Source organism: Streptomyces sp. IMTB 2501, assembly GCF_001953885.1.
Lineage (GTDB): Bacteria > Actinomycetota > Actinomycetes > Streptomycetales > Streptomycetaceae > Streptomyces.
Genome location: NZ_MQUS01000020.1, coordinates 76,018 through 90,521, shown reverse-complemented (window position 1 = coordinate 90,521; position 14,504 = coordinate 76,018). Strand labels below are relative to the sequence as shown.

The following is a 14,504-nucleotide window of genomic DNA, read 5'->3' as shown; positions in this document are numbered from 1 at the left end:
TCCGTTCAGCCGCCGGAGAGGCCCACCACCAGCCAGATGAAGGCCGCGCCCGCCACCGTGCACAGCAGGGTGGAACGTGCGGGGTGTTCGTGGTGGGCCTCGGGCAGGATCTCGGCGGCGGCGAGGTAGAGCAGAACGCCGCCGAAGAGACCGAGATAGCCGCCGAGCACCGCTTCGGGGATGTGGAAGAACGCGGTCGACAGCGCGCCCACCAGGGGTGCGCAGGCGTCGGCCACCAGCATCGCGATCGCGCGGCGGCGGGCGTTGCCGTACAGGCTCGTGATGGTGAAGGTGTTGAAGCCGTCAGCGAAGTCGTGCGCGATCACGGCGAGCGCGACGGCCGTGCCCATGCCGCCGCCGACCTGGAAGGCCGCGCCGATCGCCACGCCGTCCATGGCGCTGTGCCCGACCATCGCGGCGGCGGCCGTCAGGCCCACCTCGGGCGCCCGGTGGTTGTGTCCCTCGGCACCGCCGTGGGCCGCCTGGCGTGCGGCCAGCGTGCGCTCCACCAGATGGGCCAGCAGGAATCCGGCCACGAACAGCAGCAGGGCGGCGGGTACGCCGAAGATCTCGCGGTCGGCGGTGTGCAGCGCCTCCGGCAGCAGATCCAGGCCGACCACGCCGAGCATCAGACCGCCGGCCAGACCCAGGACGAGGTGCCGACGGTCGGTCACGCGCTGTGCCGTCCAGCCGCCGGCCAGCGTCATCAGGAACGCGCCGAGCGCGACGAAGACCGCCATAGGCCCTTGCTATCCGATCGAGGCACCTTCGCGCACATCCGGCGCCGCCCACACTCCACCAGACCCTGACATTTCACCGATTCCGACTTGCGTCTCCGACGTCTCCAGATGTTTCCGCACGAGAGGACCTTTCCCATGGCCGATGCCCCCACCGGCAAGGTGACGTTCGTCGGTGCCGGCCCCGGCGCCGCCGATCTGCTGACGTTCCGCGCCGCGCGCGCGATCGCGGAGGCGGACGTGGTGATCTGGGCGGCGAGCCTGGTCCAGGCGGAGGTCCTCAAGCACGCGCACGAGGACGCGGAGATCCTGGACTCGGCGGCCATGTCCCTGGAGGACGTCGTCGCCGTCTACCGGCGTGCCCGGACCGAGGGACTGAAGGTGGCCCGCATCCACTCCGGCGACCCGGCGCTGTGGGGCGGCACGCAGGAGCAGCTGGACCGGTGCGCGGAGCTCGGGATCACCACGGAGGTCGTACCGGGCGTCTCGTCCTTCTCCGCCGTCGCCGCGCTCGCCCAGCGCGAGCTGACCATCCCCGAGGTCGCTCAGTCCGTCGTGCTCACCCGGCTGGGCGGCGGCAAGACGCCGATGCCGCCCGGCGAGGAGGTGCGCGAGTTCGCCCGGCACGGCACCACCATGGCGATCTTCCTGTCGGCGGCGCGCAGCGGGCAGCTGGTGCGCGAGCTGCTGGAGGGCGGCTATCCGACGGACACCCCGGTCGTCATCGCCCATCAGGCGACCTGGCCGGAGGAGCTGATCGTCAAGTGCACGATCGGCACGCTGGAGGAGACGGTCAAGGAGCACAAGCTCTGGAAGCACACGCTCTTCCTGGTCGGACCGGCGCTGGACGCGCACGGCACCCGCTCGCACCTGTACCACCCGGGTCACTTCCACGGGTACCGCAAGGCCGACCCGGAGGCCCGGCGGGCCCTGCGCGAGCAGCGGGCGAAGAGTTGATCACGGTCGTCGGCACGGGCACGGGCGCGCCGGTCCCGGAGGGTCTCCTCGCCGGGGCCGCCCTCGTCGTCGGCGGGCGCCGGCACCTGGACGCCGTACGGCTGCCCGAGGGCGCCGAGCGGGTCGTGCTCGGGCCGCTGGCGCCCGCGCTGGACTCGATCGCGGAGTGCCTCGGCAAGAAGGTCGTGGTGCTGGCCTCCGGGGATCCCGGGTTCTTCGGGATCGTGCGGGCACTGGCCGAGCGGTTCGGCGCCGAGCGGCTGGATGTGCGGCCGGGGGTGTCCTCCGTGGCCACCGCGTTCGCGCGGCTCGGGCTGCCCTGGGACGACGCGGTGGTGGTGAGCGCGCACGGGCGGGACCTTCGTACGGCGGTGAACGTCTGCCGGGCGCATCCCAAGGTGGCCGTGCTCACGGGGCCGGGGGCCGGGCCCGCCGAGCTGGGAGCCGCGCTCGGCGACGGGCGTGTCCTCGTCGTGGCGAGCGCGCTCGGCGATCCGGAGCGGGAGCGCGTGGAGCGGGTGACGCCCGCCGGGGCGGCGGCCCGGGACTGGGGTACGGCGGTGAGCGTGGTGCTGTGCCTGGACGAGGCCGGGGCACTCGGCGCGGTGCGCACCGTCGCCGGTGTGCCGGACCGGCCGACGCGCTGGGCGCTGGACGAGGGCGCGTTCGCGCACCGGGACTCGATGATCACCAAGTTCGAGGTACGGGCGCTCGCGCTGGCCCGGCTCGGTCCCCGGCTGGGCGACCTGGTGTGGGACGTGGGCGCCGGCTCGGGCTCGGTGGCGGTGGAGTGCGCGCGGCTCGGCGCGGCCGTCGTCGCCGTCGAGAAGGCGGCTGACGGGGTCGAGCGGATCCGCGCCAACGCCGAAGCCCACGGGGTCGAGGTGCGGGCGGTGCACGGCTCGGCGCCCGAGGCGCTGGCCGGCCTCGCCGACGACCCCGACGCCGTGTTCGTCGGCGGCGGGGGGCGCGAGCTGCCCGCCGTCGTGGGCGCGTGCGCCCGGCGGGCGCGGCGGACCGTGGTCGTCGCCATGGCCGCCCTCGACCGGGTACCGGCGGCCCGCGAGGCGCTCACGGCCGCCGGGTTCACCTGCGACGGGGTGCTGCTGCAGTCGTCGCGGCTGGCGCCGCTGCCGGGGGATGTGACCCGGCTCGCGGCGACCAATCCTGTGTTTCTGCTCTGGGGCGTCAGAACCCCGGTGTCTAGTGAAGGAGTTACCGAGTGATCGGCCTGATTTCCGCCACCGCGGCGGGGGCGGCGGCACGGGACCGGCTGGCCGCGGCCTGGCCGGACCGGACGCGGGTGTACGAGGGTCCTGTCGGGGAGGCGGTGCGGGCCGCGTTCGCCGAGTGCGCGCAGCTGGTGTGCTTCCTGGCGACGGGCGCGACGGTACGGCTGCTCGCGCCGCTGCTCGGCGACAAGACGGCCGACCCGGGTGTGGTGTGCGTGGACGAGGGCGGCCGGTTCGCCGTGTCACTGGTCGGCGGGCATGGCGGCGGCGCCAATGAACTCGCCGAGGCCGTGGGCGAGTTGCTGGGCGCCGAGCCGGTGGTGACGACCGCCACGGACTCCGTCGGGCTGGCCGGCCTGGACACGCTCGGGCTGCCCTGCGAGGGCTCGGTCGCCCTGGTCTCCCGGGCTCTGCTGGACGGCGAACCGGTCGCGCTGGAGGCGGAGGTGGCGTGGCCGCTGCCGCCGCTGCCGGCCTCGCCGCAGGGGGCGTACACCGTCCGGCTCACCGACCGGGACGCCGTACCCGGCGAGCGCGAGGTGCTGCTCCGGCCGCCGTCGCTGGTGGTCGGGGTCGGCGCGTCCAGGGGCGCGCCGGAGGCTGAGGTCCTCGGACTGATCGAGGAGGCACTGCGGGAGGCGGGACTCTCGGTGCGGTCGGTGGCCGAACTCGCCACCGTGGACGTCAAGTCCGAGGAGCCCGGCATCGTGGCGGCCGCCGAACGGCTCGGGGTGCCGCTGGTGACGTACTCCGCCGAGGAGCTGGCAGCGGTCGAGGTCCCGAACCCGTCCGATGCCCCGCTCGCGGCCGTCGGCACGCCGTCCGTGGCGGAGGCGGCCGCCCTGGTGCGCGGGGGCGAACTGCTCGTACCCAAGCGGAAGTCCACGGCACAGCCCGCCATGGCGACCTGTGCCGTCGTACGACGCCCCGGGCGCGGGCGGCTCGCGGTGGTGGGGCTCGGACCCGGCGCCCGGGACCTGCTCACCCCGCGCGCGGCGGCCGAACTGCGCCGGGCCTCCGTGCTCGTCGGGCTCGACCAGTACGTCGACCAGATCCGCGACCTGCTCAGGCCCGGCACCCGGGTGCTGGAATCAGGGCTCGGCGCCGAGGAGGAGCGGGCCCGTACGGCGGTCGCGGAGGCCCGCGAGGGGCAGGCGGTGGCGCTGATCGGCAGCGGGGACGCGGGCGTGTACGCCATGGCCTCGCCGGCGCTCGCCGAGGCCTCGGACGACATCGACGTGGTCGGGGTGCCCGGGGTGACGGCCGCGCTGGCCGCCGGGGCGATCCTGGGCGCGCCGCTGGGCCACGACCACGTCTCCATCAGTCTGTCCGACCTGCACACGCCGTGGGAGGTCATCGAGCGACGGGTGCGGGCGGCGGCCGAGGCGGACCTCGTCGTCACCTTCTACAACCCGCGCTCCCGGGGCCGCGACTGGCAGCTGCCCAAGGCGCTCGCGATCCTCGCCGGGCACCGGGAGCCGACGACACCGGTCGGTGTCGTGCGCAACGCGTCCCGGCCGGACGAGTCGAGCCGGGTGACGACCCTGGCCGTGCTCGACCCGGCGACGGTCGACATGATGACGGTCGTGACCGTGGGCAACACCGCGACCCGCATCATCGCGGGCCGCATGGTGACCCCGCGCGGCTACCGCTGGCAGGCATCGCAGGAGGAGGCGAAGTGAACCGTGTCGTCCACCCGATCGAGCAGGAGTCCTTCCGGCGGCTGCGCGCCCGCCTGGACACCTCGTACCTCCCGCCGCTGACCCGGGCGGTGGTGGAGCGGGTCATCCACTCCGCCGCCGACCTGGAGTACGCGACCGACCTCGTGACCGACGAGGGTGACCTGGTGACGGCGCATGCCGCGCTGCACGCCGGGGCACCGGTCGTCGTGGACGTGGAGATGGTCGCCGCCGGGATCACCCGGCGGGAGACGGTCTGCCGGCTGAGGGACGCCAGCTCCGGTCCTGGGCTGACCCGTTCGGCGCATGCCGTCCGCCTCGCGTACGAGCAGGTGGGGCCCGGTGCCCTCTGGGTGATCGGCTGTGCGCCGACCGCCCTGGAGGAGCTGCTCACCCTGGACGCCTCCCCCGCGCTCGTCATCGGTCTGCCCGTCGGCTTCGTCGGCGCGGCCGAGTCCAAGGCCGCGTTGCGCGAGAGCGGGCTGCCCGCTGTGAGCAACGTGTCCGAGAAGGGCGGCTCGGCGGTCGCCGCCGCCGCGCTCAACGCCCTGCTGTACCACCCCGTTTCGCCTGAGGAGACCTCGTGACCACCCCGCCCGCCCTGCTCATCGCCGGACACGGCACCCGTGACGACGCCGGCGCCGAGGCGTTCCGCGACTTCGTCCGGGAGCTCGGGCGCCGCCACCCCGAGCTGCCCGTCGCGGGCGGCTTCATCGAACTGTCCCCGCCGCCGCTGGGCGACGCCGTCACCGAGCTGGTCGAGCAGGGTGTACGCCGGTTCGCTGCGGTCCCGCTGATGCTGGTGTCCGCCGGGCACGCCAAGGGTGACATCCCGGCCGCGCTGGCCCGCGAGAAGGAACGGCACCCGGGCATCTCGTACACCTACGGCCGCCCGCTGGGCCCGCACCCGGCGCTGCTGGGCGTGCTGGAGCGGCGGCTGGACGAGGCGCTCGGCGCTGCGGCCCGCACGCCCGAGGACCGGGCCGATGTGACCGTGCTGCTGGTGGGACGCGGTTCCACGGACCCCGATGCCAATGCCGAGGTGTACAAGGCGGCGCGGCTGCTGTGGGAGGGCCGTGGGTACGCCGGGGTGGAGACGGCGTTCGTGTCCCTGGCGGCACCGGACGTGCCGAGCGGCCTCGACCGGTGCGCGGCGCTGGGGGCGCGCAGGATCGTCGTCCTCCCGTACTTCCTGTTCACCGGGATCCTGCCGGAGCGGGTGCGGCAGCAGACCGAGGGCTGGGCGGCCGCGCATCCGGAGGCCGAGGTGCGGTCGGCCGACGTCATCGGGCCCGAGCCGGAGCTGCTCGACCTGGTGATGGAGAGGTACGAGGAGGCGGTGAAGGGCGATCTGCGGATGAACTGCGACTCGTGCGTGTACCGGATCGCGCTGCCGGGCTTCGAGGACAAGGTGGGGCTGCCGCAGCAGCCGCACTTCCACCCGGACGACGACGGCCACCACGACCATGGGCACGGCCACGGGCACCACCATCACGGGGGGCACTCGCACAGCCATGCGCACTGACGACACCGGTGGGTCCGGGCTCGATCTGCGGCATCACGGGGATGCCGAAGTACGCGACGACGGGGCCGCGTTGACCGACCTCGCCGTCAACGTGCGCGCGGACACCCCTCCCGTGTGGCTCCGGGAGGAGATCGCCGGCTCGCTGTCGTCGCTCGCGGCCTACCCGGACGGGCGGGCCGCGCGGGCGGCGGTGGCGGCGCGGCACGGGCTGCCGGTGGAGCGGGTGCTGCTGACGGCGGGCGCGGCGGAGGCGTTCGTGCTGCTGGCCCGCGCGTTGAAGGTACGGCGACCGGTTGTCGTGCATCCGCAGTTCACCGAGCCCGAGGCGGCGCTCCGGGACGCGGGACACAGCGTGGACCGGGTGCTGCTGCGGGAGGAGGACGGGTTCCGGCTGGATCCGGCGGCGGTGCCGGAGGATGCCGATCTGGTGGTGATCGGGAATCCGACGAACCCCACGTCCGTGCTGCATCCGGCGGGAGCGGTCGCCCAACTCGCCCGTCCTGGACGGGTACTGGTGGTCGACGAGGCGTTCATGGACGCGGTGCCGGGTGAGCGGGAGGCGCTGGCCGGGCGGACGGATGTGCCGGGTCTGGTCGTGCTGCGCAGTCTGACCAAGACCTGGGGGCTGGCCGGGCTGCGGATCGGGTACGTGCTGGCTTCTTCGGAGATCATCGCCGAACTGGAGCGGGCGCAGCCGCTGTGGCCGGTGTCGACACCCGCGCTGGCCGCGGCCGAGGCCTGTGTGACGTCGCGGGCGCTGGCTGAGGCGGGGCACGCGGCGCATCGCATCGCGGCGGACCGGGCCCATCTGGTGGCGGGGCTGGCGGAGTTCGCCTCACGCGGAGTACGGGTGGTGCAGCCTGCGGAGGGCCCGTTCGTACTGGTCGGGATGGCGGGGGCGGCTGCTGTACGGCGACGGTTGCGTGACCTTGGCTATGCGGTGCGGCGTGGGGACACGTTTCCGGGGCTCGGGGAGGAGTGGGTGCGGGTCGCTGTACGGGACCGCGGAACAGCGAACGGCTTCCTGAAGGCACTGTCAGCCGCACTGCCGTAACCGGGGCTCCGCCTCGCCCACCCTTCCCCGTCCCGACTCGGCCGGCTGAGAAGTGGGGCCGCTCCCCGCACGGTGGGACCGTCGAGCAGGGAGCGGCCGGGAACTCGGCGTCAGTTCCTGCGGCGGCGGGCCACCGTCACCGCTCCCCCGCCGACCAGCACCAGCGCCAGCGCGCCGCCCGCGATGTACGGGGTCGTGGAACTGCTGCCCGTTTCCGCGAGGCCGGACTTCGAGGCGCTGCCCTGGGGCTTCGGGTCGGCGGGCGGGGCCGTCGGGGACTCACAGGTCGCCTTGGCCAGGGTGACCGTTCCTTCGACGTCGGCCACGTTGAGCTTCAACGGGTTGACGGAGACCTTGAGTTCGAGGGCGGTGGCGGCCGCCGTGCGGGTCGTGGTGTCGTGCTGGGCGAGGTCGAGACGGACCTCGCCGACGCCGGGCACCTTCACCTCGGTCGGGCCGCCCGCGGTGAGCGTGACGCGCTTGCCGAGGACCGTGACCGCGCCGAGGACGTTCGCCGAGGCGGCCGGTGCCCTGCCGGGCTCGCAGGTCGCCCTGGCGGTGACCGTGCCGACCTCGATCAGGGACAGCAGGGGCAGGCCGGGGACATGCAGCCGGGCGTCGACGAGCCGGACCGAGCCCTCGGCGCGCTGTGACGTCACCGTGGCCTTCGCGGAGGCGACATGCGCGCCGAGGACCGTGAACGGCTTGCCGCCGGCCACGCCGTCGAGCCGGGCGGACAGCGCGGTCCTGTCGGCGCTCTGCGGTGCCTGGACCTCGTTGAGGGAGACCGCGAGTGGGACGTCGACGGTCTTGTTGAGCAGGGACACGTCGAGCCCGGTGCGCAGGACGACGGCGGAGGCGCGACCGTGGTCGGCGGTCGCGTGCGCGGCGCCCGCGCCCAGGACCGCGGGACCGGCGGCCAGGGCGGTGACCGTCAGGGCGGTGGCGAGACGGCGTGCGGGCATGCGGAAGTTGTTGCTGTTCAAGGTGGTGGGACCCCCAAAGGAAACTTGCTTGGGACCCGTCAACCTTGTACACCCCGTGGGTGAACGGTCAGCAATCCTCGGTTACTTCACTCAATCGAGGAGAATCGGCACAGCCCTTCGAATCGTGAAGGACATGCGTTCCCTTACGCCTCGGCTACTCCACGACTTGCCCGTCGAGCACCACCCGGCGCGGCGCGGCCAGCACCCGTACGTCGGCCCGCGGGTCGCCCTCGTACACCACCAGGTCGGCCGGCGCGCCCTCCTCCAGACCGGGGCGGCCGAGCCAGGCGCGGGCGCCCCAGGCCGTCGCGGACAGGGCGGCCACGGGCGGTATGCCGGCGGTGACCAGCTCCGCCACCTCGCCCGCGACCAGGCCATGGGCCAGTGAACCGCCGGCGTCCGTGCCGACGTACACCGGGATCCCGGCGTCATAGGCGGCGCGCACGGTGTCGTAGCGGCGCTCGTGCAGTCGGCGCATATGCGCCGACCAGCGCGGGAACTTGGACTCGCCGCCGGCCGCGAGCTGCGGGAAGGTGGCGATGTTGACGAGGGTGGGGACGATCGCCACGCCCCGTTCGGCGAAGAGCGGGATCAGCTCGTCGGTCAGGCCCGTGGCGTGCTCGATGCAGTCGATGCCGGCCTCGACCAGGTCGCGCAGGGAGTCGGTGGCGAAACAGTGGGCCGTGACGCGGGCGCCGAGCCGGTGCGCCTCCGCGATGGCCGCCCGGGCCGCCTCGCGCGGCCAGCAGGCGGACAGGTCGCCGAGGTCGCGGTCGATCCAGTCGCCGACCAGCTTGACCCAGCCGTCGCCGCGCCGGGCCTCCTGGGCGACGTAGGCGACCAGGTCCTCCGGTTCGATCTCCCAGGCGTAGTTGCGGATGTAGCGGCGGGTGCGGGCGATGTGCCGGCCGGCCCGGATGATCTTCGGGAGGTCGGTGCGGTCGTCGATCCAGCGGGTGTCGGAGGGCGAGCCCGCGTCCCGCAGCAGCAGGGCGCCCGCCTCCCGGTCGGTGAGCGCCTGCTTCTCGGCGGTGTCGGCGTCGACCGGGCCGTGCGCGTCGAGGCCCACATGGCAGTGGGCGTCGACCAGGCCGGGGAGCACCCAGCCCTCGACGGTACGGATGTCCCGGGCCGCGGCGGGGCGGTCGTAGGACACCCGGCCACCGACCACCCACAGCTCGTCGCGGACGTCCTCGGGTCCGACGAGGACCCGCCCCTTCACGTGCAGCACGGCACCATCGCTCATGCTCGCACCTTAACGACCTGGGGCTAGTCCTTCCCCACCCGGTCGGAGGTCCCCTCCTCCACCTCGGCCATCGCCGGGTCGAGGAGACGGGAGAGGAAGTGGCGGGTGCGCTCGTGCTGGGGGTTGCCGATGACCTGTTCGGGGGTGCCGTCCTCGACGATCACGCCGCCGTCCATGAAGACGACCCGGTCGGCGACCTCACGGGCGAAGGTCATCTCGTGAGTGACGACCATCATGGTCATGCCCTCCCGGGCGAGCCTGCGCATGACCGCGAGGACGTCCCCGACCAGCTCGGGGTCGAGCGCGGACGTCGGCTCGTCGAAGAGCATCACCTGGGGGCCCATGGCGAGGGCGCGGGCGATGGCCACGCGCTGCTGCTGGCCGCCGGAGAGGGAGGAGGGGTAGGCCTCCGCCTTCTCGGAGAGGCCGACGCGGGCCAGGTTCTCGGCGGCGATCCTCGCGGCCTCGGCCTTGCCCCGCCTGAGGACCCGGCGCTGCGGGAGCGTGAGGTTCTCGGTGACGTTCAGGTGCGGGAAGAGGTTGAACTGCTGGAAGACCATGCCGATCCGGCGGCGTACGGCGTCGATGTCGACGTCGGGGTCCGTCACCTCGGTGCCGCCGACGAAGACCTGGCCCCCGGTCGGCTCCTCCAGCAGGTTGACGCAGCGCAGCAGTGTCGACTTGCCGGAGCCGGAGGGGCCGATGACGCAGACGACCTCGCCCTGGCCGATCTCCAGGTCGATGCCGCGCAGGACGTGGTTGTCGCCGAAGGACTTGTGCAGGTCCTGGACGCGGATCTCGGAGCGGGTCACCGGATCTCCCTTAGGGCCTTGGATTCCATACGGCGCACGACGAGGCTGAGCGGGATCGTGATCAGCAGATAGCACAGGCCCGCGACCAGGATCGGCGTGGAGTTCGCGGTCGAGCTGGCCAGGTCGTTGCCGAACTTGGACAGTTCGCGCTCCTCCAGGGTGACGCCGAGGAACAGCACCAGTGAGGAGTCCTTGAAGAGCAGGACGAGTTCGTTGGTCAGCGGCGGCAGGATGATGCGGAAGGCCTGCGGCAGGATGATGGAGATCATGGCCCGGGCCGGCGAGAACCCGAGCGAACGGGCCGCCTCCATCTGTCCCTTGGGCACGGCCTGGATGCCCGCGCGGATCGTCTCGGCCATGTAGGCGGCGGAGACCAGTCCGAGGGCGACGGCGACCTTGCCGTAGGTGCCGCCCGGGTACTGGATGCTCGGGAAGGCCAGCGGCACGCCTACGCCGACGAAGATGAAGATCAGCAGCGCGGGCAGGCCGCGGAAGATCTCGATGTAGATACCGGCGAGCCAGCGATAGGGCCCCACGGACGACAGGCGCATCAGGGCGATGACCATGCCGAGGGCCAGGCCGACGACAAAGCCGGACAGCGTGTACAGCACGGTGTTCTTGAGGGCCACCGTGATGAGGTCAGGGAACAGCTGCCTCGCGATGTGGGCCTGCGCGAACTGGTTCTGCAGCCGCCCCCAGTCCGCGCTGACCGCGAAGGCGATCACCGCGGCGACGAAGACGGCGTACTGCGCCGCACGCGAGAGCCGGCGCTTCTGCCGGCGGGTCAGCCCGGTCTTCTTCGGCTGGATACGTGAGTCCGTGTCGGTCATGGGGGTCAGGAGGCGGCCGGGGAGGCGACGGAGGCGTTGTACGGGCCGATCCACTGCTCGTAGATCTTCTTGTACGTGCCGTCGGCCTTGGCGCCCTTGAGGGCCTTGTTGATGGCGTCGAGCAGGGCCTTGTTGCCCTTCTTGACCGTGAAGCCGTACTGCTCGCCGGTCTTGAGGTTGTCGACGACCTTGAACCTGCCGGCGTTGGCCTTGTCCTTCAGCCAGCCCTGGACGACCGGGTAGTCGATGATGACGGCCTGGACCTGTCCGGTGCGCAGGCCGTTGAGGACCGCGTCGGAGGAGGCGAAGGAGACCGGGTCGAAGCCCTTGCTCTTGGCGTAGTCCTCGCCGGTGGTCTGCGCCTGGGCGCCGAGCTTCCTGCCCTTGGCCTTGACGTCGGCGAGCGAGTTGATCCCGCTGCTCTTGTCGACCAGGACGGCCTGGGTGGCCTCGAAGTACGGGTCGGAGAAGTCGACGTTCTTCTTGCGCTCGGCGGTGATCGTCATGCCGGCGGCGGCCAGGTCGCACTGGCCGGAGTTCAGGAAGGCGCCGGTCTTGAAGTTCTCGAACGGCGTGTCGAGGATCTGCTGCTTGACGCCGAGGTCCTTGGCGACGAGGTCGATGAGGGAGACGTCGAAGCCCTGCACCTTGCCGTTGATCTCCGACTGGAACGGCGGGTACGGCAGGTGGGTGCAGGTGGTCAGCTGACCGGCCTTGGCGAGGTGGACCCCCTTGACGGTCGTCGGGCCGCTCCCCGAGCCGCTGGAGGAGCAACCGGCCACGAGCACGAGCCCGGCCGTCGCGGTGGTGGCGGCCAGAAGGCGGGTCCGGCGTCCGAGCGTTTTCATGGGGGATCTCCGTCTGGGGGACCTTGTGCGGGAACTGTGGGTTCCGATTATAAGGAAGAGTTTGAGTCTCTCAAATCAAACCCATGGTTTCGGGGCGGTTGGACCTAAGATCGGGGGAGTCCCGACCTCCGTGAACGAAGAGAGAGCACCAACGTGAGCCACCCGTTCCTCGATCTGCCCCCGCTGAGTGCCGAGCGCTTCGCCGCCATCGAGGACGGGGTCGCCCGGCTGCTGGACACCCGCCAGGACGTGCTGATCACCCAGGGCGAGGCGCTGCTGCCGCTGGAGGGCGCGATCCGCGCGGCGGCCGGTCCGGACACGGTGGCCCTGAACGTGATCACGGGACCGTACGGCCAGACCTTCGGCAACTGGCTGCGCGCCTGTGGCGCGACCGTGCACGACATCTCCGTCCCCTTCCATACCGCGGTGACCGCCACGCAGGTCCGGGAGGCGTTCGCCGAGCACCCGGAGATCGACTTCGTGTCGCTGGTGCACGCGGAGGCGGCGACCGGCAACACCAACCCGGTCGCGGAGATCGGCGCGGTGGTACGGGAGCACGGCGCCCTCTTCTACCTGGACGCGGTCGCCTCGGTGGGCGCGGAGCCGGTGCTGCCGGACGCGTGGGGCGTGGACCTGTGTGTGATCGGGGCACAGAAGGCGATGGGCGGCCCGGCGGGTGTGTCGGCGATCTCGGTGAGCGAGCGGGCCTGGGCCCGGATGGCGGCGAACCCGCACGCGCCGCGCCGCTCCTATCTGTCCCTGCTGGACTGGAAGGAGCGCTGGATCGACGCCGGCCGCGTAGTACTGCCGCACGCTCCGGCCCAGTTGGAGATGCTGGCGCTTCAGGCGTGTCTGGAGCGGATCGAGTCGGTGGGTCTGGACGCCGTGATGGACCGGCATCGGCGCGCCGCGCTGGCCACGCGGGCCGGTGCGGTGTCCCTGGGCGGGGGCCTTGAGCCGTATGTGTACGAGGCTTCCGACGCCGCGCCGGTGGCTACGACGCTTCGGGTGCCGCCGGGGGTGGTGGCGTCGGAGCTGGTGGCCCGGGCGCTGTCGAGTGATCCCTCGTTGCCGCTGGCCGCGGGTGGGGGCGCGTTGGCCAAGGAGATGATCCGGGTCAACCACTACGGGGCGGACGCTTCGCCGGAGACGGTGCGGAGGTGTCTGGCGGCGATCGGGGAGGCGCTCGGCGTCTGACGCCGGGCGGGGTGCTCCTTCGCGACGCTCGGCCGCGTCGATGTCAGTGGTCCATGCCATCCTCCCCACATGACCCACAACACACCCCAGCCCCCGCACACCCTCCCCGACGGCCGCCCCGTTCCCCCGATGACCGGGCCCGAGCGCGCCATGCTGGAAGGCTGGCTGGACTTCCACCGGGCCACCCTGGAGCTGAAATGCCGGGGGCTGGACGACGGGCAAGCGCGGCTCGCCTCGGCCGAGCCGTCTTCGTTGACCCTGCTGGGGCTCGTCCAGCATCTCGCGGAGGTCGAGCGGAACTGGTTCCAGCGGGTGCTCGCCGGGCTGGACGTGCCGCGGGTCTTCGGGGAGGAAGCGGAGTACGGGCTCGATGCGGAGTGTGGGCTGGAGGACGCGCTGGCCGTGTGGCGGGCGGAGCTCGCGCGCGGCCGGGAGCTGCTGGCCGAGCGGGACCTGGCGGACACCGGACGGATCGTCGACGAGCCGATGATCGGTGTCGAGGTCAGCGTGCGCTGGGTGCTGATCCACCTCATCGAGGAGTACGCCCGGCACAACGGCCACGCCGACATTCTGCGTGAACGAATCGACGGAACCACCGGAACCTGAATTCAATTTAACTTCACAATTCCCGCTAATTTCCTGGACGATAGCTTCCCGTATCCTTCTGCCCGCTTTTTGCGAAGCTAAACGGGGGAGTTTTCCAACAGGTTTCTGGCGAGATCTTGACGATCTGCTTACTGTGACGCACTCCACATCCGAGTTAATTTGCCCAGGTTTGCCATGGTGCAATCCGGACATTTCAGTGTGATCCCTGTGCGGCACAGCGACGGCGCCCGTGCATTTCCCAATTCACCTCGCTAAATTCGTGCCGCATGACTGCCGCACCCGCAGACCTTCTGATCGACCAGCCGGCGGTGACCGACGGAGCCGCGCTCTGGCGTCTCGCCAAGGAATCGAAAACCCTCGACTTGAACTCCTCGTACAGCTATCTGCTGTGGTGCCGGGACTTCGCCGGCACCTCGGCGGTGGCGCGCGGTGCGGACGGGGAGCCGGTCGGTTTCATCACCGGCTACGTGCGGCCGGAGCGCCCCCGCACCCTGCTCGTCTGGCAGGTGGCCGTCGACTCCGGCCACCGGGGGCTCGGCATCGCCGCCGCGCTGGTGGACGGGCTGACCGCACGGCTCACCGCCGAGCGCGGCATCACCGACGTGGAGACGACCATCACCCCCGGCAACACCGCCTCCGAGCGGCTGTTCACCTCGTTCGCCGCCCGGCACGGGGCACGCCTGGAGCGCGAGGTGCTGTTCGCCGCCGAGCTGTTCCCCGACGGTCCGCACGACCCCGAAGTCCTGTACCGCATCGGCCCGTTGACCTCCGTCACAGCGGCCCGTTGACCCCCTT

General features: G+C 72.1%; 15 protein-coding genes. 9 read left to right on the top strand and 6 right to left on the bottom strand.

The annotated features are described in order from the left end of the window. Positions 1-5: 5 nt before the first annotated feature. Entirely contained in the window at positions 6-740 is a 735-nt protein-coding gene (locus AV521_RS29810; RefSeq protein ID WP_076092586.1) for a ZIP family metal transporter, read from the bottom strand. 135 nt (positions 741-875) lie between these two features. Between AV521_RS29810 and cobM the strand changes: the two genes are divergently transcribed. The 6 genes from cobM to cobC are packed head-to-tail and all read left to right on the top strand — an operon-like array spanning position 876 to position 7,184. Then, the gene (cobM, locus tag AV521_RS29805; protein ID WP_076092584.1) at positions 876-1,694 is read left to right on the top strand and encodes a precorrin-4 C(11)-methyltransferase; all 819 of its coding nucleotides are present in this window, start codon (positions 876-878) and stop codon (positions 1,692-1,694) included. Beyond that, on the top strand, positions 1,691-2,920 hold the full coding sequence (locus AV521_RS29800) for a bifunctional cobalt-precorrin-7 (C(5))-methyltransferase/cobalt-precorrin-6B (C(15))-methyltransferase (RefSeq protein ID WP_076092582.1): 1,230 nt from the start codon (positions 1,691-1,693) through the stop codon (positions 2,918-2,920). Before cobM ends, AV521_RS29800 begins: the two co-directional genes overlap by 4 nt. Beyond that, positions 2,917-4,608 carry a precorrin-3B C(17)-methyltransferase gene (gene cobJ, locus AV521_RS29795; protein ID WP_076092580.1) on the top strand — a complete coding sequence of 564 codons (1,692 nt, stop codon included), beginning with the start codon at positions 2,917-2,919 and terminating at the stop codon, positions 4,606-4,608. The genes AV521_RS29800 and cobJ overlap by 4 nt, the downstream gene beginning before the upstream one ends. After that, positions 4,605-5,192, top strand: coding sequence for a precorrin-8X methylmutase (locus AV521_RS29790; RefSeq protein ID WP_076092578.1), 588 nt, complete (start codon positions 4,605-4,607; stop codon positions 5,190-5,192). Before cobJ ends, AV521_RS29790 begins: the two co-directional genes overlap by 4 nt. Further along, positions 5,189-6,130, top strand: coding sequence for a sirohydrochlorin chelatase (locus tag AV521_RS29785; protein ID WP_076092577.1), 942 nt, complete (start codon positions 5,189-5,191; stop codon positions 6,128-6,130). The genes AV521_RS29790 and AV521_RS29785 overlap by 4 nt, the downstream gene beginning before the upstream one ends. After that, entirely contained in the window at positions 6,120-7,184 is a 1,065-nt protein-coding gene (gene cobC / locus AV521_RS29780) for an Rv2231c family pyridoxal phosphate-dependent protein CobC (RefSeq protein ID WP_076092728.1), read from the top strand. The genes AV521_RS29785 and cobC overlap by 11 nt, the downstream gene beginning before the upstream one ends. A gap of 110 nt (positions 7,185-7,294) precedes the next feature. Here the strand turns inward: cobC and AV521_RS29775 are convergent, their stop codons facing one another. From AV521_RS29775 to AV521_RS29755, 5 genes are all read right to left on the bottom strand, one after another. Continuing rightward, a complete protein-coding gene (locus tag AV521_RS29775; RefSeq protein ID WP_076092576.1) occupies positions 7,295-8,170 on the bottom strand; it encodes an SCO1860 family LAETG-anchored protein in 876 nt (291 codons plus the stop codon). A 154-nt stretch (positions 8,171-8,324) separates the two neighbouring features. Then, complete coding sequence (locus AV521_RS29770; protein WP_076092575.1) at positions 8,325-9,416, bottom strand: amidohydrolase family protein; 1,092 nt, start codon at positions 9,414-9,416, stop codon at positions 8,325-8,327. Between the two features lie 23 nt (positions 9,417-9,439). Continuing rightward, positions 9,440-10,228 carry an amino acid ABC transporter ATP-binding protein gene (locus AV521_RS29765; protein ID WP_076092573.1) on the bottom strand — a complete coding sequence of 263 codons (789 nt, stop codon included), beginning with the start codon at positions 10,226-10,228 and terminating at the stop codon, positions 9,440-9,442. Further along, positions 10,225-11,058, bottom strand: coding sequence for an amino acid ABC transporter permease (locus AV521_RS29760; protein ID WP_076092571.1), 834 nt, complete (start codon positions 11,056-11,058; stop codon positions 10,225-10,227). Before AV521_RS29760 ends, AV521_RS29765 begins: the two co-directional genes overlap by 4 nt. A gap of 5 nt (positions 11,059-11,063) precedes the next feature. Beyond that, entirely contained in the window at positions 11,064-11,906 is an 843-nt protein-coding gene (locus tag AV521_RS29755; protein ID WP_076092569.1) for a transporter substrate-binding domain-containing protein, read from the bottom strand. 153 nt (positions 11,907-12,059) lie between these two features. Between AV521_RS29755 and AV521_RS29750 the strand changes: the two genes are divergently transcribed. The 3 genes from AV521_RS29750 to ectA all read left to right on the top strand — a co-directional run bounded on the left by AV521_RS29750 (position 12,060) and on the right by ectA (position 14,497). Next, positions 12,060-13,103, top strand: a complete 1,044-nt coding sequence (locus tag AV521_RS29750; RefSeq protein ID WP_076092567.1) for an alanine--glyoxylate aminotransferase family protein — start codon at positions 12,060-12,062, stop codon at positions 13,101-13,103. 69 nt (positions 13,104-13,172) lie between these two features. Then, entirely contained in the window at positions 13,173-13,709 is a 537-nt protein-coding gene (locus tag AV521_RS29745) for a DinB family protein (protein WP_076092565.1), read from the top strand. A gap of 266 nt (positions 13,710-13,975) precedes the next feature. Further along, positions 13,976-14,497: a diaminobutyrate acetyltransferase gene (ectA, locus tag AV521_RS29740; protein WP_076092563.1), complete on the top strand. Its 522-nt coding sequence runs from the start codon at positions 13,976-13,978 to the stop codon at positions 14,495-14,497. The last annotated feature ends 7 nt before the right edge of the window (positions 14,498-14,504 follow it).

Excerpts from the sequence above, each read along its gene's own strand:
- AV521_RS29755 (WP_076092569.1), bottom strand. The coding sequence starts at position 11,906 with ATGAAAACGCTCGGACGCCGGACCCGCCTTCTGGCCGCCACCACCGCG.
- cobC (WP_076092728.1), top strand. The coding sequence starts at position 6,120 with ATGCGCACTGACGACACCGGTGGGTCCGGGCTCGATCTGCGGCATCAC.
- ectA (WP_076092563.1), top strand. The coding sequence starts at position 13,976 with ATGACTGCCGCACCCGCAGACCTTCTGATCGACCAGCCGGCGGTGACC.
- AV521_RS29810 (WP_076092586.1), bottom strand. The coding sequence starts at position 740 with ATGGCGGTCTTCGTCGCGCTCGGCGCGTTCCTGATGACGCTGGCCGGC.
- AV521_RS29770 (WP_076092575.1), bottom strand. The coding sequence starts at position 9,416 with ATGAGCGATGGTGCCGTGCTGCACGTGAAGGGGCGGGTCCTCGTCGGA.
- cobM (WP_076092584.1), top strand. The coding sequence starts at position 876 with ATGGCCGATGCCCCCACCGGCAAGGTGACGTTCGTCGGTGCCGGCCCC.
- AV521_RS29745 (WP_076092565.1), top strand. The coding sequence starts at position 13,173 with ATGACCCACAACACACCCCAGCCCCCGCACACCCTCCCCGACGGCCGC.
- AV521_RS29760 (WP_076092571.1), bottom strand. The coding sequence starts at position 11,058 with ATGACCGACACGGACTCACGTATCCAGCCGAAGAAGACCGGGCTGACC.